At 42.4% G+C, this 16,077-nt stretch carries 20 protein-coding genes; 15 read left to right on the forward strand and 5 right to left on the reverse strand.

The genetic code is table 11. The features are described from left to right. The first annotated feature begins 14 nt into the window (after window positions 1-14). The 5 genes from AC3WLU_RS08150 (at window position 15) to paaX (ending at window position 5,542) form a co-directional block, all read left to right on the forward strand. On the forward strand, window positions 15-1,535 hold the full coding sequence (locus tag AC3WLU_RS08150) for an aldehyde dehydrogenase family protein (RefSeq protein WP_369315889.1): 1,521 nt from the start codon (window positions 15-17) through the stop codon (window positions 1,533-1,535). 118 nt (window positions 1,536-1,653) lie between these two features. After that, window positions 1,654-2,526 carry a 3-hydroxyacyl-CoA dehydrogenase gene (locus AC3WLU_RS08155; protein WP_057275718.1) on the forward strand — a complete coding sequence of 291 codons (873 nt, stop codon included), beginning with the start codon at window positions 1,654-1,656 and terminating at the stop codon, window positions 2,524-2,526. Further along, a complete protein-coding gene (locus AC3WLU_RS08160) occupies window positions 2,523-3,731 on the forward strand; it encodes an acetyl-CoA C-acyltransferase (RefSeq protein ID WP_492597093.1) in 1,209 nt (402 codons plus the stop codon). Before AC3WLU_RS08155 ends, AC3WLU_RS08160 begins: the two co-directional genes overlap by 4 nt. 67 nt (window positions 3,732-3,798) lie before the next feature. Beyond that, on the forward strand, window positions 3,799-4,575 hold the full coding sequence (locus AC3WLU_RS08165) for an enoyl-CoA hydratase-related protein (RefSeq protein ID WP_492597094.1): 777 nt from the start codon (window positions 3,799-3,801) through the stop codon (window positions 4,573-4,575). Between the two features lie 85 nt (window positions 4,576-4,660). Beyond that, window positions 4,661-5,542, forward strand: a complete 882-nt coding sequence (gene paaX, locus AC3WLU_RS08170; RefSeq protein ID WP_095391064.1) for a phenylacetic acid degradation operon negative regulatory protein PaaX — start codon at window positions 4,661-4,663, stop codon at window positions 5,540-5,542. A 64-nt stretch (window positions 5,543-5,606) separates the two neighbouring features. Here the strand turns inward: paaX and AC3WLU_RS08175 are convergent, their stop codons facing one another. Further along, window positions 5,607-6,119, reverse strand: coding sequence for a gamma carbonic anhydrase family protein (locus tag AC3WLU_RS08175; protein WP_034314889.1), 513 nt, complete (start codon window positions 6,117-6,119; stop codon window positions 5,607-5,609). An 82-nt stretch (window positions 6,120-6,201) separates the two neighbouring features. Here AC3WLU_RS08175 and AC3WLU_RS08180 point away from each other — a divergent pair, with 82 nt between their 5' ends. After that, complete coding sequence (locus tag AC3WLU_RS08180; protein ID WP_156500377.1) at window positions 6,202-7,167, forward strand: NAD(P)H-dependent flavin oxidoreductase; 966 nt, start codon at window positions 6,202-6,204, stop codon at window positions 7,165-7,167. Between the two features lie 347 nt (window positions 7,168-7,514). Continuing rightward, a complete protein-coding gene (locus AC3WLU_RS08185; protein WP_063577173.1) occupies window positions 7,515-8,126 on the forward strand; it encodes a DedA family protein in 612 nt (203 codons plus the stop codon). 45 nt (window positions 8,127-8,171) lie between these two features. Here the strand turns inward: AC3WLU_RS08185 and AC3WLU_RS08190 are convergent, their stop codons facing one another. Next, window positions 8,172-8,306: a YjcZ family sporulation protein gene (locus AC3WLU_RS08190; protein ID WP_063577172.1), complete on the reverse strand. Its 135-nt coding sequence runs from the start codon at window positions 8,304-8,306 to the stop codon at window positions 8,172-8,174. A gap of 215 nt (window positions 8,307-8,521) precedes the next feature. Here AC3WLU_RS08190 and AC3WLU_RS08195 point away from each other — a divergent pair, with 215 nt between their 5' ends. The 5 genes from AC3WLU_RS08195 (at window position 8,522) to AC3WLU_RS08215 (ending at window position 12,992) form a co-directional block, all read left to right on the forward strand. Then, window positions 8,522-9,265 carry a metallophosphoesterase family protein gene (locus AC3WLU_RS08195; RefSeq protein WP_492597095.1) on the forward strand — a complete coding sequence of 248 codons (744 nt, stop codon included), beginning with the start codon at window positions 8,522-8,524 and terminating at the stop codon, window positions 9,263-9,265. A gap of 98 nt (window positions 9,266-9,363) precedes the next feature. Beyond that, a complete protein-coding gene (locus AC3WLU_RS08200; protein ID WP_255256801.1) occupies window positions 9,364-9,492 on the forward strand; it encodes a hypothetical protein in 129 nt (42 codons plus the stop codon). Window positions 9,493-9,699: 207 nt separating this feature from the next. After that, window positions 9,700-10,623 (forward strand): cation diffusion facilitator family transporter, encoded by a 924-nt coding sequence (locus tag AC3WLU_RS08205; protein ID WP_492597096.1) that lies wholly within the window; start codon window positions 9,700-9,702, stop codon window positions 10,621-10,623. Between the two features lie 259 nt (window positions 10,624-10,882). After that, window positions 10,883-11,572, forward strand: coding sequence for a response regulator transcription factor (locus AC3WLU_RS08210; protein WP_057275726.1), 690 nt, complete (start codon window positions 10,883-10,885; stop codon window positions 11,570-11,572). Next, a complete protein-coding gene (locus tag AC3WLU_RS08215) occupies window positions 11,562-12,992 on the forward strand; it encodes a HAMP domain-containing sensor histidine kinase (protein WP_223255832.1) in 1,431 nt (476 codons plus the stop codon). Before AC3WLU_RS08210 ends, AC3WLU_RS08215 begins: the two co-directional genes overlap by 11 nt. Before the next feature lie 54 nt (window positions 12,993-13,046). On the opposite strand, the gene spx is transcribed toward AC3WLU_RS08215, so the two are convergent. Next, complete coding sequence (gene spx / locus AC3WLU_RS08220; protein WP_034314875.1) at window positions 13,047-13,442, reverse strand: transcriptional regulator Spx; 396 nt, start codon at window positions 13,440-13,442, stop codon at window positions 13,047-13,049. 247 nt (window positions 13,443-13,689) lie between these two features. Between spx and modB the strand changes: the two genes are divergently transcribed. Further along, window positions 13,690-14,343 (forward strand): molybdate ABC transporter permease subunit, encoded by a 654-nt coding sequence (modB, locus tag AC3WLU_RS08225; RefSeq protein WP_048678036.1) that lies wholly within the window; start codon window positions 13,690-13,692, stop codon window positions 14,341-14,343. On the opposite strand, the gene AC3WLU_RS08230 is transcribed toward modB, so the two are convergent. Then, the gene (locus tag AC3WLU_RS08230; RefSeq protein WP_400450547.1) at window positions 14,305-14,790 is read right to left on the reverse strand and encodes a GNAT family N-acetyltransferase; all 486 of its coding nucleotides are present in this window, start codon (window positions 14,788-14,790) and stop codon (window positions 14,305-14,307) included. The two genes, modB and AC3WLU_RS08230, sit on opposite strands and share 39 nt — an antisense overlap. Window positions 14,791-14,900: 110 nt before the next feature. Here AC3WLU_RS08230 and AC3WLU_RS08235 point away from each other — a divergent pair, with 110 nt between their 5' ends. Further along, window positions 14,901-15,392 (forward strand): hypothetical protein, encoded by a 492-nt coding sequence (locus tag AC3WLU_RS08235; RefSeq protein ID WP_413002203.1) that lies wholly within the window; start codon window positions 14,901-14,903, stop codon window positions 15,390-15,392. Window positions 15,393-15,589: 197 nt separating this feature from the next. Continuing rightward, entirely contained in the window at window positions 15,590-15,787 is a 198-nt protein-coding gene (locus AC3WLU_RS08240) for a cold-shock protein (RefSeq protein WP_028393295.1), read from the forward strand. 41 nt (window positions 15,788-15,828) lie between these two features. Here AC3WLU_RS08240 and AC3WLU_RS08245 read toward each other — a convergent pair whose 3' ends face one another. Further along, the gene (locus tag AC3WLU_RS08245) at window positions 15,829-15,996 is read right to left on the reverse strand and encodes a hypothetical protein (RefSeq protein ID WP_162604450.1); all 168 of its coding nucleotides are present in this window, start codon (window positions 15,994-15,996) and stop codon (window positions 15,829-15,831) included. Window positions 15,997-16,077 lie beyond the last annotated feature (81 nt).

The following is a 16,077-nucleotide window of genomic DNA, read 5'->3' on the forward strand; positions in this document are numbered from 1 at the left end:
GGGAGTGGGATTACATGGTTAGAGTACAAGAGGCGGCATTTGAAAAAGCGGAAATGAAGCGTGATTATTATCATCTGATCATTAATGGAGAAAGAGTGGAAAGCTCGGATGGTTCCACGATTGATGCGTACAATCCTGCGACTGGTGAAATCATTGCCAAGGTTGCAAAGGCGACCAAGGAAGATGCAGAAAAGGCTGTTCAAGCTGCACGTGAAGCATTTGATAACGGGAAATGGAAGAGGACTCCGATTAACAAACGGTCTCGTGTTTTGAACAAAATTGCAGCGATCATGCGTTCACGCTTTAATGAATTGGTTGAATTGGAAGTCCTGAACAGCGGCAAATCCATTTCTGCAGCGCAAGGCCAAGTCATGCAGGCAATTGAAGATTTCGAGTTTTATGCAGGAGCGTTAGTTGCACACCGCGGATCTGTGAATAATGTGCCTGGTCAATTCCATAACTATACGGAAAAAGAGCCAGTAGGCGTTTGTGCCCAAATCATCCCATGGAATTACCCTATGATGATGGCTGCGTGGAAAATTGCACCTGCAATCGCGGTCGGCTGTTCAGTGATCGTTAAGCCAGCCTCGTTAACGCCGCTGACGGCCATTGTTTTAGGGGAAATCTGTTTAGAAGCAGGTGTTCCTTCAGGCGTGGTCAATATCATTCCAGGTCCTGGATCGGACGTAGGGAATTACCTTGTTCAGCATCCGAAAGTGAATAAGGTGGCCTTCACGGGTTCTACGCCAATCGGCAGAGATCTTATGGGCAAGGCTTCACAGACATTAAAAAGGGTCACATTGGAGCTTGGCGGCAAGTCCCCTAATATTGTTTTTGAAGATGCAGACCTTGAAGCAGCCATCGATGGATCCTTATATGGAATTTTCTATAATACTGGGCAGTCTTGCGAAGCTAGATCCCGTTTATACGTTCACGAAGACATATACGATGAGTTCGTTGCCAGATTCGTAGAAAAGACGAAAAAATTGAAATTGGGCAATCCGCTCGACAAAGAAACACACATCGGTGCAGTCATAGATCAAGGGCAATTGGATGTCATCGACAATTATGTCCAATCTGCCATTACTGATGGAGCGAAGATCCTGACGGGAGGAAAGCCAGCGGTCATTGAAGGTTTCGAAAACGGTTATTGGTATGAGCCGACGGTCATAGCGGATGTCAATCATGAAATGGATGTAGTGAAAGAGGAAATATTCGGGCCGGTCGTTGTCATAATGAAATTCAAAGATGAAAAAGAAGCTGTGAGGCTCGCGAATGATACGGAATTCGGTTTAGGTTCAGCCCTTTGGACAAAAGATGGCGGGCGTGCGACTAGAGTGGCCAATCAAATAGAAGCGGGAATCGTCATGGTGAATTGCCCATTCTCCGCATTTCCTGGAACACCTTTCGGAGGGTATAAACAGTCAGGATTCGGCCGGGAACTTTGCATTGAGACACTTGATCTTTATACAGAAACGAAAAGCATCATTTCCTATCATGGAAGCCGTCCGTTAAATCCATTTGGAATTCAATAAAACAATAAAATAGACGGCTGGCTGAACGGTATGTCGGAAAAGTAATTCAGGTATGGTTGAATGCTTATCTGATTCACCCACAGCCAGCCCTATTTATTTTTGAAGGAGGAATGAACGAATGATTAGTAATCTAGTGGTCGTCGGATCTGGTGTCATGGGCAGGGGAATAGCATATGTAGGAGCAATAGGGGGCTTTAATGTAATATTGGTGGATGTGAATCAGGATGCTTTGGAAAGTGCTAGAAACGAAATCGATTCCATTTTTGAAAAGGGTTTGCGCTACCAAAAGATTACCGAGGAAGAAGCGGCAGCTGCAAAAAGCAGATTTACCTATTCTGCCAATCTGAAAGAATCAGCAGCATATGCCGACTTGATCATAGAGGCAGTTCCGGAAAAGGCGGAAATCAAGAGGGCAGTCTTCGAAACGATTGAAATCCATGCAAAAGTAGATTGTTACTTTGCAACCAATACTTCCACGATGAGTCCGACGGAAATTGGTTCTTATGGAAAGCGTCCCGAAAAAACGATTGCCATGCATTTTTTCAATCCTGTACAAAAAATGCCGCTCGTTGAAATTGTACGTGGTCTTGAAACAAGCGATGAAACGGCAGCCATAATAAAAGAGGTAGCCGAAAAAATGGGGAAAGAGACCGTGGTCATAAATGAATTCCCTGGGTTTGTTACAAGCAGGATCAGCTGTTTGGTAGGTAATGAAGCGTTCTTTATGCTTCAAGAAGGCTTAGGAACACCAGAAGAAATCGATAAGGCAATAAAGTTAGGGCTGAATTACCCAATGGGACCATTTGAGCTAGGTGATTTGGTGGGATTGGATGCCCGCTTGAATAATTTAAAATATTTACATAGTAAACTGGGTGAGAAATACCGCCCGGCTCCCCTCCTTGAACAGTATGTTAAAGCTGGCAGGCTCGGCCGTAAGTCTGGTAAAGGTGTGTACGATTATACAAAAGACGGCGAGCTGGTGAGGAAATGAAGGATGTTGTGATCATTGATGCTGTGAGAACACCTATCGGAAGATATAAAGGCGCATTGAAAAGCGTTCGCCCGGATGACCTCGGCGCAATTGTAATCAAGGCGCTGGTAGATCGCAATCCAGAGCTGCCGCCTGATCAAATTGAGGATGTCATCTTCGGGAATGCAAATCAAGCGGGAGAGGATAATCGCGACGTGGCCCGGATGTCCGCCCTCTTAGCTGGTCTTCCGGTAAATGTAGCTGGAACGACAATAAATCGTTTATGTGGATCCGGATTGGATGCCGTCATGTATGCTGCACGCTCCATTGCAGTAGGTGAAGGCGATATTTATATCGCAGGGGGTACTGAAAGCATGACAAGGGCGCCGTACGTCATGGCCAAACCTGAGAGTGAATTTCCGCGGGGTTCAATGGAGCTTCAGGATACAACGATCGGATGGCGTTTCACGAATGAGAAACTTAAAGAAATGTATGGTGCGGATTCCATGCCTCAAACGGCTGAAAACGTCGCCCTGCGTTTTTCTGTTTCAAGGGAGGACCAAGATCAATTCGCTTATCAAAGCCAGCAAAAGGCGAAAAACGCAGTGGAAAATGAGCGTTTCATTAATGAAATCGTACCTGTTCGATATACGGATCGAAAAGGGAATGAGGTCATTATCGAGAAGGATGAACACCCTCGTCCTGACACGACCATCGAAAAGCTGGAAAAACTCAAACCGATCTTTAAAGGCGGCACTGTAACCGCCGGTAATGCTTCAGGTGTAAATGATGGAGCCTCGGCACTGCTTTTGATGAGTGCAGAAAAAGCACGGGAGCTTGGATTGAAGCCTCTGGCCAAATATGTTGTAGGGGCGGTAGCGGGCTTGGAACCGTCCATTATGGGCCTTGGCCCGATTCATGCCACTAAAAAAGCATTGGAGAGGGCAAGTTTGACGATTGAAGACATCGGGCTGGTGGAATTGAATGAAGCATTCGCCTCCCAATCCTTGGAGAGCATCCGCCAATTGAAATTGGATCAGGAGAAAGTGAATGTCAACGGCGGGGCAATAGCTTTTGGCCATCCGCTCGGTGCAAGCGGGGCGCGTATTTTAACAACACTAGTCCACGAAATGAAAAAGCGGAAAGTACGCTATGGCCTTGCGACGATGTGTGTAGGCGTCGGCCAAGGCATATCCGCCATTATAGAAAATATCGATAAAGAATGATTAAGCGTATGGCCCTTATTAATTTTATCTGCATAAGGGTCATTTTTTCAAAAAGGGGAGGAGACTCATGTCCAAGGTTATTTATAAAGTGATAAATCAAATCGGCTATATAACAGTGAATCGGCCCGACGTATTGAACTGCTTCGACTATGAGACACTTTGTGAACTGCAGCAAGCCATCGATGCCGTTTATTATGACGGCGATATCCGTGTCGTCATTTTCACCGGTGCAGGGGAAAAAGCATTCAGCGCGGGAGCGGATTTGAAAGAAAGGAAGTCTTTGAATGATGCCGAAGTAAGAAGGAACGTTAAAGCGATTCGCGATGTTTTTAATAGTATCGCAGGGCTTCCGCAGCCGACAATGGCTGCCGTCAATGGATATGCATTGGGGGGAGGATTTGAATGGCTGCTTTCATGTGACTTTGCAATTGCTGCGGAAGGTGTTTCTTTGGGGCTCACTGAAACTAGCTGGGCCATTATTCCGGGAGCAGGCGGTACACAGCGGCTGCCGAGGTTGATTGGGGAAATGAAGGCCAAGGAATTGATCTTCACCGCTAAAAAATTGACTGCGGAAGAAGCATGTCAATTAGGGATCCTTTTGAAGGTCGTACCAAGGGATCGTCTAATGTCAGCCTGTGAGGAATTGGCAGCCAATATCATGAAGAATGGGCCGATTGCAGTCAAACAAGCCAAATATGCGATTGACCAAGGAATGAATACGGACTTGCAAACGGGAATGGCCATAGAAGGAAAAGCCTATGAATTGACCATTCCGACTCAAGATAGATCGGAAGCGCTCCTGGCATTTAGTGAACGGAGAAAAGCACGATTTACTGGTGAATAATATTGCGCTTTCATTTTAAAAAGATATAATAATTATTATGTCTTCCGTGTAAAAATAGTAACAATGTTAGGACGAGGTGAGAAAGATAGGTACTAATACACAATCCATGATTTTTACGATATACGGCGATTATATCCGTAACTATGGAAGTAAAATCTGGATAGGCAGTTTAATTCGTTTGTTAAAGGAATTCGGCCATAATGAGCAGGGCGTTCGTGTAGCCGTTTCACGAATGGTCAAGCAAGGGTGGATTCAGTCAGAGAAGCAGGGAAATAAAAGCTATTATTTTTTGACTGATCGCGGTGTGCAGAGAATGGATGAAGCGGCCAATCGCATATATAAGATGAAACCGAATGAATGGGATGGTAAATGGCGCATCTTAATGTACACGATCCCTGAAGATAAGCGGCAATTACGGGATGATCTCCGCAAAGAATTATTATGGAGCGGGTTTGGCAGTTTTTCAAGTGGTTGCTGGATTTCCCCCAATGATTTGGAGAAGCAAATCAATCGCTTGATCGAGAAATATGATATAGATGAATATGTTGATTTTTTCATCTCGGAGTACAAAGGTCCAAAAGAAAACCAATCGCTTGTAGAGAAGAGCTGGCAATTAGAAGAGATTGAAAATAAATATGAAGAATTCATCGAGAAATACAGTAAACAATTCATCGTTCATCAAAGCATCATTAGCAGGGGCGAAATGTCCGATGCAGATTGTTTTGTGGAACGAACGAACTTGGTGCATGAATACCGTAAATTTTTATTCATCGATCCGGGCCTGCCAAAGGAACTTCTGCCTTCTAAGTGGAATGGGAATCATGCTGCTCTTTTATTTAGCCAATATTATCAAGTCTTGGCTGAACCAGCAAGCCGTTTCTTTGAAAGCGTATTTCAGGAAAACAATGATTTATGCCGGAAAGATGAAACCTATGATGCCAAGGACCATCCACTCATCATTAAGTGAAAAAGAGCTTCAGCCAGCCGTTAACGACGACTGGCCGGAGCTCTTTTCAAATTCCTTGCAATAATTAATCGAGTATCCCTTTGAAGTCTTTCCCTTTTTGAACATATGTATCGATGGAAAGTTGGATCAATTCAAGATCTTTATCATTCAAACGGCGAACCACTTTTCCCGGGGAACCAATGACCAGTGAACGTGGAGGTATGATTTTGCCAGAGGAAATCAATGTGTTCGCTCCGACGATGCATTCTTCGCCGATCTCTACATTATCCAATATCGTTGAACCCATACCAATAATGGAGCGTTTGCCTATTTTACAGCCATGCAGGATGACATTGTGACCGACCGTCACTTCATCTTCAATGACAACCGGGCATCCTTCAAATAAATGAATGGTGGAATTATCCTGAATACTGCATTTTTCTCCTATTGTAATTGAATCTTCATCACCGCGCAGTACGGAATTAAACCAAATGGTCGAGTCTTTCCCAATCGAAACATCACCGATTAAATGAGCGCCGGGTGCCACGAAAACGGTATCATCAATGGATGGTTTTTTATTATTGTACGGAATAATCATAGTCTCGCTCCTTTTTTTAAAAAGTCAGAATTGTTTTTCTAATGAATATAGTATAACATTAAATTGACTGGGAGGGATGAAAGTGAAATATATTTGTGAACTTTTTGAGATAAAATATCCAATTATTCAAGGCGGCATGGGGAATATAAGCAATGCAAGTCTTGCGGCTGCAGTATCCAATGCAGGGGGCCTGGGAACAATAGGGTGCGGTACCATGACTCCTGAACAGGTAGAAGCCATCATTCTCGAAACCAAAGATAAAACCAATAACAATTTTGCGTTGAACATTCCAATAAACGTTAGTCCATATACAGATGAATTAGTGAATCTTGTCCTGAAGCATGATATACCTGTAGTTTCCTTATCTGCAGGGAATCCTGCCCCTTTCATTCCACTATTGCAAAAAAAGAATATAAAAGTGATTGCCATCGTTGCGTCGGTCAAGCACGCACAAAAAGCGCAAGAAGCAGGGGCAGATGTGCTGGTCGCGGAAGGGTTTGAAGCCGCCGGCATCAACTCGAACCTGGAAATGACGACGTTTACACTCATTCCGCAAATCAGCAAGCATGTGACGCTTCCCGTTCTGGCCGCTGGAGGAATAGGCAATGGGCAGGGGTTGGCAGCTGCATTGATGCTGGGAGCTTCAGGCGTCCAATTGGGAACCAGGCTGATTGCTACACAAGAAGCACCGTTCCATCCGTCATATAAGCAGAAACTAATCGAAGCGATGGGCAATGATACAGTAATTTTGGGCAGATCATTTGGACAGGTCAGAAGGGTATTGAAGGACCCATATACCGAGAAAGTGCTGGATCTGGAGAAACAGGGTCTGTCTCCTGTGAATTATCGTGAAATGACCTCTGAAGTCCATCATATTAATGGAGCGATGAATGGGGATGTTACCAATGGTTTTATGAACAGCGGCCAGGTTGCCGGATTGATAGACGATATACCCACGGTAAAGGAATTACTTGATGGCATGATGAAAGATGCGAAAAAACAAATGGAGGATGGATTGAGCAGGCTCTCTGCCCCTTTTATGATTTGAGAACTAAGGGTACCGATCTTGTTATGTGTACATATCTACCTATTTAGGGGCTATTCACTTGGTTAACTATATCGAATGCTTGAGGTCAATTCGTCCTCAAGTTTTTTTCGTTTCGGGGCCATCTGATATTCTATTATCGTTCTTCATACAAGCATAGTTCTGTAGTAAATAGCCCGATAACAAAACATGGACTCCATAAGAACATTGTTTTAGGATAACATTATGGAAAAATTGCGGGTTAACTTGTGATACAATGTAAAATGTCCTTTTTGACATCATGGGTGCCCGGATTCATTTTGGTGCACTCCTTTTTATATGTAATAAAAGTTAGAAAAGGGGAAACCTCAATGGAAACTTTAATAATGGATATGATTGAAGCGTTTAAATCTTTATCTTATTTCGGTGTTTTACTAGCTTTGACTTTTGAATTCATTCCTGCTGAAATAGTTTTGCCACTGGCAGGATACTGGGTTTATCAAGGTGATTTGAATTTATACTTGACTATCCTTGCCGGTTCGCTTGGTGGGGTAACGGGACCATTGACGCTTTATGCCTTAGGCAAGTATGGCGGGAGGCCGCTTGTATTAAAGTTTGGAAAATACTTTTTAATCAAAGATGAGCAGTTGAACAAGGCTGACCGCTTCTTTGAAAGGTATGGTGGGGGAATTGCCTTCTTTGGACGGTTTGTACCAGGTATTCGTACCGCCGTGTCGCTGCCATGTGGAATATTGAAAATGAATATTTGGAAATTCATCTTATATACCTATATGGCGATGCTTCCTGTTACAAGCGTTTATGTTTATTTAGGGTTTAAGTTAGGACCTAGATGGGAGCAGGCGGGAGCCATCTTTTCACAATATGCGAATTTCTTGCTTATCCCCATTGCACTTATAGTCATTTGGTTCATTATGAAGACTCGAAAACAAAAGCAAAGAGAAAAAATAAAAGTCAATCCATAACAAAAAAGGCGCCATGAACAGGCGCCTTTTTGATTTATGTCATTATTAGCAGCATCCGCCGAAGCCGCCGCCGAATCCCCAACTGCATCCAATGATGATCAGCAAGATGAATAATACGATCAGCAATGCGAATCCGTTATCGAAACCGCCGCCACAACATTCGTTACCATTTCCACCCATTTGATTTCCTCCTCATATATATTATGAATTACATACCTAGCAAAACATCTTTACCGGGAATACTTCATACTATGTATTCTAGGCCGAAGTGTTTGCTTATTCATAAAAAATGGGCGTGGGCAAACCAAGGGATTAAGCCCGAATATTTTTTTGATTTCGTTTTGAATGTTATAATATACCATGTGGATTGTGGAGGAAGGGAGCTGAATTAAGTCATGAAAGTTGCCATTATAACGGATGTGCATGGTAATGCTTCAGCGTTAAAAGCCGTCCTTAGGGATATTGATCAAAGGGAAGAAATAGATCGTCTCTATTGTTTGGGAGATATGGTTGGGATTGGCCCGGATACAAATGAAGTCCTTGAACTTTTATTTTCAAGAAATGATTTATCGATGATAACTGGAAATCATGATGAAGCTGTCCTGGCCATCATTAACGGGGAGCCGCATCCGGACGGACATATTCATGTTAAGGAGCATCATGAATGGATAGCTGAAAGGATGCAGCGGAAATTCATAAATGAATTGGAAAAATTGCCTCGAACCATACATCATATCATTAATGATCACTCCGTTTACTTCACCCATTATCACATGGAACCGAAGAAATTGGATGAGCACATAAGCCAAAATCCATATAGTAAAATCGTTGAACCGAGTTTAAATAACTTGGAAATGCTTTTCAAAGATCAGCATCACGATTTAATAGGATTCGGACACCATCATCCTATCCACCTTTATAAAAATGACCGAACGATATTCCTGAACCCTGGTTCTCTTGGCTGTAATGGTGAACCAGTTGCTCCTTATGCCATTGTTTCAATTGAATATGCGGGTATTCAGGTAAAGCTTGAAAAAGTGGCCTATGATAATACATCGTTCCTGTCATCGTACCAAAGCTTACAAGTTCCAGAGCATGAATTCATTATACGTGCCTTCCATGGCGGGCAGCAGGCCTAAGACGTTTATAAAAGATGAAGGTTGGGGAAATGTTGAGCATAAAGGTACATGCCTGCGGATACGCTAATAGGCAAACAATATGAAGCTGGAGGTAGGTCATGAAGGAAAATGAACAGGTAATTCAAGAGCAGGAAGAGATGGAACGGCATAGTCTTGTCTGTAATGATGAATTGTTTAATAAGGATCTGTATGCCATTGTCGATGATACGATGCAAGAGGAAAAATAAACGGGGAAGACGCTGCAGGAAATGTCTGTAGCGTTTATTTTTACTTTGAATTGGTGGAAGTCCGATTTTTATTTTTAGTAAAAAATCACTTCCTGCCCGTTTGATCGCTCTTATTGCAGCCAGTGAAATCCCTGAAGTGAATCATTTGAAACCATTCTGGATTTATCCCATACTATATATAAGTTTCAAATCGAGAGGAGGGATGGCATGGGACATCATCATGGTCACTCCCGTGATCATGGGCACGGACACCACCATTCTAACAATAAAAAAGCATTGTTGGCATCTTTCTTATTAATCTCCACATTTATGATAGTAGAGGTCATTGGGGGATTCTTGACAAATAGTCTGGCTTTACTGTCGGATGCAGGTCACATGCTTAGCGATGCGGCAGCATTAGGGCTTAGTTATACAGCGATAAGGTTGGGGGAAAGGAAAGCGACATCGTCCAAATCGTTTGGGTATAAACGGTTTGAGATCATTGCTGCTTGCTTGAATGGATTGACATTGATCGTCATATCCGTATTCATTTTCTTTGAGGCAATTAAGAGGTTCCTGGATCCTCCTGAGGTTCAAAGCATGGGAATGCTAATGATTTCAATCATTGGCTTACTTGTTAATGTCATTGCCGCCTGGATTTTAATGAGCGGAGATAAGGAAGACAATCTGAATGTGCGAAGTGCTTTTTTACATGTCATTGGTGATATGCTTGGATCTGTGGGTGCCATTGCGGCCGCACTCTTGATTTATTTTTTCGATTGGGGAATTGCAGATCCGATTGCGAGCGTCATAGTCGCGATTTTAATTATTATCAGCGGTTTTAGGGTAATGAGGGATTCTTTCCATATCTTGATGGAGGGCACACCAGATCAAGTCGATATGGATGAAGTGAAAGCATCCTTGGTAAAATTGGACGGTGTATCCGATGTCCATGATCTCCATATCTGGACGATCACTTCTGGTTTTTTGACAATGAGCTGCCATGTTGTCATAGATGAGAACGGTAATCACGATTCAGTTTTAGCAGAAGCGCAAAAACTACTTCATGATCAGTTTGGAATTGAACATAGTACGATCCAAGTGGAAAGGCAGGAAGCGGGCTGTCCCAATCCACACGAGACATGTAATTGAAAGGCTGGCTCAGTTTAGAGCCAGCCTCTTTAGAGTGTAATGAGGAGCTCATGATTTTTACGATCACATAGCGGCATTCCTGTTAAAATGAATCGAGATCACTTACACAAAGTTACGAAGTGAAAATACCGGTTAATTTTACTGAGAACATAATCCTGACACATAAAAAGGGTAAAATTGAGGGAAAAGGCTTGGTGTTTTTTTATAGTTAGCATATACAAAATAATTCCACTATAATTCAGGAAGGAGGAATCCATATATGAAAAAAATTCTTGTAGTAGAAGATGAAATTGCCATATCGATGGTATTGAAAGCATATTTGGAGCGGGAAGGTTTTGATGTAGTCCAAGTTTACGATGGGCTAAAGGCCATTCCAGTGTTTGAAGAAACGAAGCCAGATCTTGTCCTGTTGGATGTCATGCTGCCGGGTAAGGAAGGCTGGGATATATTGAAGGAAATTCGGGAGGGCGATACATGTCCGGTTATCATGTTGACTGCACTGACAGATGTCGATTACAGATTATCGGGATTTAAGTCAGGTGCGGATGATTACATCTCCAAACCCTTCGTTGCTGAAGAAGTCGTGGCCCGGGTGCATGCCGTTTTAAGAAGATCATCATCGGTTGTTACGGAAGATGGTCATGTACACGAGTTTGGGAGTTTAATCATCGATGATCTGTCATATATGGTGCATTTGAATGGGGAAGAGATAAACTTGACGCCGCGTGATTTGTCTCTTCTCGTTTTTTTCGCTAAGCACCCTAATCAAATTTTCACGAGGGAACAGCTGCTCGACCAGGTGTGGGGCATGGATTATGACGGCAGTGACCGTGCGGTGGACCTGGCGATCAAACGTATCAGGAAGGCGATAGATGCATGGCCGGTAACTGAGGGGGAAATAAAAACATTGCGTGGATTGGGGTATCAATTGAGTGTCTATGAAAACTAAAAAAAGAACCACTTTACAACGCTATTGGACAAAGAGATACGTATTGACCTTGATTTCCGGTTTGATATTATTATCTGTTTTTTCCTTATGGTGGATGGAAAAAACGGCTTTGGAATATAGGCTCAGCCTTCTAAAGTACTTAGCGGATGAAACATCCGATCGGGCGATAAAGGAAAATGGCCAGATTGTCGTTGGCCCGATCCTTTCGGAAATTGTTGAGGAACGGGAGAAAATCCTCCATCTGAATCAACAGCCAATCATCTATATCGTCGATCCCGATGCCACCATCATATATACAATGCCGCAGTTGTATATCGATCCGGATGAAAATAAACTGCCGGACGTCATCATGAAAAATACGGAGTTGGTCCAGAAAGTCAAGATTTCCGACAACAAAGTATATGTCGTCAAATCCCCCATTACGTTCAATGATGAGACGAGAGGCTGGGTGGTCATTGCCCAGGAAGAAGGGGCATTGAAGGAAATCAACCAAGATCATGGTTTGTTGGCGATAATGATTGGAGGACTTCTGATTCTCGGAACGGGCGTCATTTATTTTCTTTCCAGGCAGATTTCGCGCCCCATCCAAGACGTAGCTAACGCCGCGGTCCAGGTTCGTGAAGGCAACTATGATATCCATTTCAAAGAGGAAGAGGAAATCAAGGAAGAAGAAATCTATGAACTGATAGAATCATTTAAGGAAATGACCAATCGATTGAAGGTCATGGAGAAGTTGCGGGCGGAATTGCTCGCGGGCGTAACCCATGATTTGAAAACGCCAGTCACTTCCATTAGCGGTCTGATACAAGCGGTGAAAGATGATGTCGTCAAGGGAGAGCAAAGTAAGGAATTCCTCGATATTTCATTAAAGGAAACTCAGCGTTTACAAGGTATGATAGAGGATTTACTCAATTATAATGCCATATCGGCAGGCGCTTTTAAAATCCGGGTGCAAAAAGAGAATATCAATATATTCATCAAGGAAATCGCTTATCGCTGGCAGGTGACCCAAGATGATGATCAAGCGTTCGCTTTGGAGATAAGCGTTCCTGATGAACCGGTCTTTGGTCAAATTGATTCTTTGCGGATGCAGCAAATCGTCATTAACCTTTTGAATAATGCCAGACATGCACTTGACGGCAAAGGCAAAATAGCGATTCATCTTTATGAAAAGGATGAAGAACGAATCTGTATTGATGTTCTGGACAGCGGGCGGGGGATTCCAAAGCATGAACAGCAATATGTGTTCGAACCATTTTATCGAGGCGAAAACAAAAAGTTGAAGGTACGCGGTTTAGGTTTGGGACTGCCATTCAGTAAGATGCTCGCAAAAGCGCAAAAGGGAGATCTTGTGCTTAAGGATAGCAATGAACAAGGCACCATCTTCACGATTGTCATAGAAAAAGCGGATCAAATATAAAAAAGGGTTGTCCTGGTAATGGACAACCCTCTTATTATGCAGAATGCTAACTAATTAAGCTAATTGGCTGATTGCCCGCCATAATTGTACATGACGGACCTTCCTTGGAAGGAAGCGTCCCATTTCCTCTTCATTATATCCTGCATGCAAGTTCTTATGATCGAAAATGATTGGCCGGCGAAGTAAATCCGGGTTATCTTGAATAAGCTTGCAAAGATCATTAAGCGGTGTATTATTTATATCGATATTCAGGCTTTTGAATTTTTTGGAACGGGTAGAGATGATTTCATCTGTCCCGCCTTCCGTTTTACGTAAAATCTCTTTTATTTCTTCTATAGAAAGAGGCTGGGAATATAGGTTACGTTCATTAAAGGAAATTTCGTTCTTCTTAAGCCAAGCTTTTGCTTTACGACAGGCTAAACTGCTTGGAGTAGTATAAATTGTTACCATTAAAATCGACTCCTTCAAAGTTTTCAAGTTTATTGGAATGAAATTATTTTTATATTTGTGATACTCTTACTTTAACGTTTCTTTGTGTCAGCAAGATGTCAAGAAAAATAAACTTAAATGTTATTTTAAAAGGAAAGGGAGAAAATGAAATGAAATCTGCCTTTAATGAAAAAGAAACGGTTTGGGTAATGAAACCGAATAAGGACCTGCATATGCCGATATTTAATAGTGATGTGAGAGAAGTATCATGACAGGGGATTTTTGGTCACCAGTCAGGCTATCGATACAAGTAGCGGGACTGGCGGGTATCCTTGTTTTCATTTTAGGAATTTTCCTTGCGCGAATGATGGCTAAAAAGCAATTCAGGGGAAGAGTCCTGTTGGAAACAGCGTTTTTATTGCCGCTTGTTTTGCCGCCGTCCGTCGTTGGTTTTTTATTGATCGTGATTTTTGGCAAGAATGGACTGCCGGGACAATTCATTGAAAGGGTTTTTGACCAGCCCTTGATGTTCACGTGGTGGGCTGCGGTCATTGCATCTACCGTGGTAGCTTTTCCGCTAATGTACCAATCCGCTAAAACGGGCTTTGAAGGTATAGATGAAGAAATTGAAAATGCAGCAAGGGTTGACGGGGCCGGGGAGTGGAGGTTATTCCTGTTTGTAACCCTCCCATTGGCGGTCAAATCGATCGTCACAGGTGCCATCCTAAGTTCAGCGCGTGCGTTGGGGGAATTCGGGGCCACACTCATGTTTGCCGGAAACATTCCCGGACAGACACAAACCATACCGACCGCGATTTATATCGCCATGGACTCCGGGAATATGACATTGGCCTGGCTATGGGTTGCCGTAATCATTGTCATTTCATTCATTATGCTTTTTATCGTGACATACATAAAATGAATGCTGTTTTTCGTATATGCTTATGAATAAGCGAGGTGCGGCTTCTACGTCCTCTTTATGGGTGAATCCGTTTTTTTCGTAAAGATTTCGTGCGGGAAGGTTCATTTTACCGGTCGAAACGGATATCTTTTCCCAGTCGACGTGTAATTGGAGAGCATGTAACAATGCGTCCGCAATACCCTGCCGAAAATAATCAGGATGGACGACCATTCGGCAAATCAGCAATTGGCCATTCTCTTTTGTATAAGATATGGCACCAGCTAAGGCATCACCCTTTAAATAGCATAAAAACGTTTCATGGCAATGTATGAATTGGTCATATGTTTCCAATAGAGGAGGTATATCGGCAAAACCGATCATTTCCGCTTCCACCTTATAGGATTCTTTCTGCAGTTTAAATAGCTGCTGGCCATAGTCTGATTCCAGGTCCCGAATTCTAATGATCAAATCCTATCACTCCTTTTCATTACATTATAATGGAAGAGGGGGATTATTGTTTCTAATCAGTCTGTGTTATAATCGACAAACAATATGAACTAATGAAATGAGGAAGAAATTTGTTAACATTTGAAGAAAAATTGAGCATCATTGAAACTTTTCCGGAATTACAGCGAAAAGACGTTTCATTGGGACGTGTGAACTTCCATTATCCAGATAGCGTCCAGGATAAAAAGATCGTCGTTCAGCACTTGCATCCCAATGGAAATGGGTTCGTTTACGCAGGGCATATGAGAAAAAAAGACACTGACCGTAAAGGTTTTATCAATATACGTGACTATAATGAAGCCGAATTAAAAGAATTGATCCAAAGAAGCGTGGATTACCTATCTGAACCTCCGGCTGAAATCGAAGAAGAGGAAAACGAGTTCGCTAGGTTGGAAGGGGCATGGATTGGCCCTGAAAAGCAAGAGCTTACACTTCAAAAGGAAGACCTGCTTTGGAATGTTTATTCAGGGTCGAATCTTGAGGAATGTTTCGAAAGTCCGGTTGAGGCGGAGCGCTACTTATTGGACGAAGGCTTCCGACAAAGCAAGAAGAGGAATATGTAGAATTTTAGGATAATTTGTCGGTTGATTTACGGCGATAATCTTGTTTTTTTAGGATTTTCCATGATATAATATGAGTAATTATTTTTGTTCGGAAAAGTTTGATAGAAGGATTTACTGTAATAGGATTCCTCTTGAAACATTATCCAGAACCAAAAATAGTAATAAAATGGATTTTTCCAAACACAGGAGGAACTATCATGGTACAAGGTAAAGTAAAATGGTTTAACGCAGAAAAAGGTTTCGGTTTCATCGAAGTTGAAGGCCAAGACGATGTATTCGTACATTTCTCAGCTATCCAAGGTGAAGGCTTCAAAACGCTTGAAGAAGGCCAAGAAGTTTCTTTCGAAATCGAGCAAGGCGCTCGTGGACCACAAGCTGCTAACGTTCAAAAATAATTGAACGCATATAAAAAAAAGACTCCGATTTTGGAGTCTTTTTATTTTTCTTTTTTTTCGGCGATTTCCTTTAATGCTTTGTCCAATTTTTCTTCGATCCGTTTAGTACGATTAAAATGCCCTGACAGGAAAAACACGATGAATATAACGAATGCGACAAGCACTAGCATGAAAAGGATAGGAAGGAACTGGGTTATATTCTCAGTCATTGGATATCATCTCCTTTTTTCTCCATTATACTTCATGCTTACCGTTGCTATGCTTGAGGGTGCCAAGTTTGAAAAAAAACA

The sequence above is a fragment of the Peribacillus sp. FW305-BF15 genome, from assembly GCF_058783805.1.

What these genes read in the sequence shown, in the direction of transcription:
- AC3WLU_RS08150 (WP_369315889.1), top strand. Translation starts at nt 15, where the DNA reads ATGGTTAGAGTACAAGAGGCGGCATTTGAAAAAGCGGAAATGAAGCGT.
- AC3WLU_RS08155 (WP_057275718.1), top strand. Translation starts at nt 1,654, where the DNA reads ATGATTAGTAATCTAGTGGTCGTCGGATCTGGTGTCATGGGCAGGGGA.
- AC3WLU_RS08160 (WP_492597093.1), top strand. Translation starts at nt 2,523, where the DNA reads ATGAAGGATGTTGTGATCATTGATGCTGTGAGAACACCTATCGGAAGA.
- AC3WLU_RS08165 (WP_492597094.1), top strand. Translation starts at nt 3,799, where the DNA reads ATGTCCAAGGTTATTTATAAAGTGATAAATCAAATCGGCTATATAACA.
- AC3WLU_RS08175 (WP_034314889.1), bottom strand. Translation starts at nt 6,119, where the DNA reads ATGATTATTCCGTACAATAATAAAAAACCATCCATTGATGATACCGTT.
- AC3WLU_RS08185 (WP_063577173.1), top strand. Translation starts at nt 7,515, where the DNA reads ATGGAAACTTTAATAATGGATATGATTGAAGCGTTTAAATCTTTATCT.
- AC3WLU_RS08190 (WP_063577172.1), bottom strand. Translation starts at nt 8,306, where the DNA reads ATGGGTGGAAATGGTAACGAATGTTGTGGCGGCGGTTTCGATAACGGA.
- AC3WLU_RS08195 (WP_492597095.1), top strand. Translation starts at nt 8,522, where the DNA reads ATGAAAGTTGCCATTATAACGGATGTGCATGGTAATGCTTCAGCGTTA.
- AC3WLU_RS08200 (WP_255256801.1), top strand. Translation starts at nt 9,364, where the DNA reads ATGAAGGAAAATGAACAGGTAATTCAAGAGCAGGAAGAGATGGAACGG.
- AC3WLU_RS08205 (WP_492597096.1), top strand. Translation starts at nt 9,700, where the DNA reads ATGGGACATCATCATGGTCACTCCCGTGATCATGGGCACGGACACCAC.
- AC3WLU_RS08210 (WP_057275726.1), top strand. Translation starts at nt 10,883, where the DNA reads ATGAAAAAAATTCTTGTAGTAGAAGATGAAATTGCCATATCGATGGTA.
- AC3WLU_RS08215 (WP_223255832.1), top strand. Translation starts at nt 11,562, where the DNA reads ATGAAAACTAAAAAAAGAACCACTTTACAACGCTATTGGACAAAGAGA.
- spx (WP_034314875.1), bottom strand. Translation starts at nt 13,442, where the DNA reads ATGGTAACAATTTATACTACTCCAAGCAGTTTAGCCTGTCGTAAAGCA.
- modB (WP_048678036.1), top strand. Translation starts at nt 13,690, where the DNA reads ATGACAGGGGATTTTTGGTCACCAGTCAGGCTATCGATACAAGTAGCG.
- AC3WLU_RS08240 (WP_028393295.1), top strand. Translation starts at nt 15,590, where the DNA reads ATGGTACAAGGTAAAGTAAAATGGTTTAACGCAGAAAAAGGTTTCGGT.
- AC3WLU_RS08245 (WP_162604450.1), bottom strand. Translation starts at nt 15,996, where the DNA reads ATGACTGAGAATATAACCCAGTTCCTTCCTATCCTTTTCATGCTAGTG.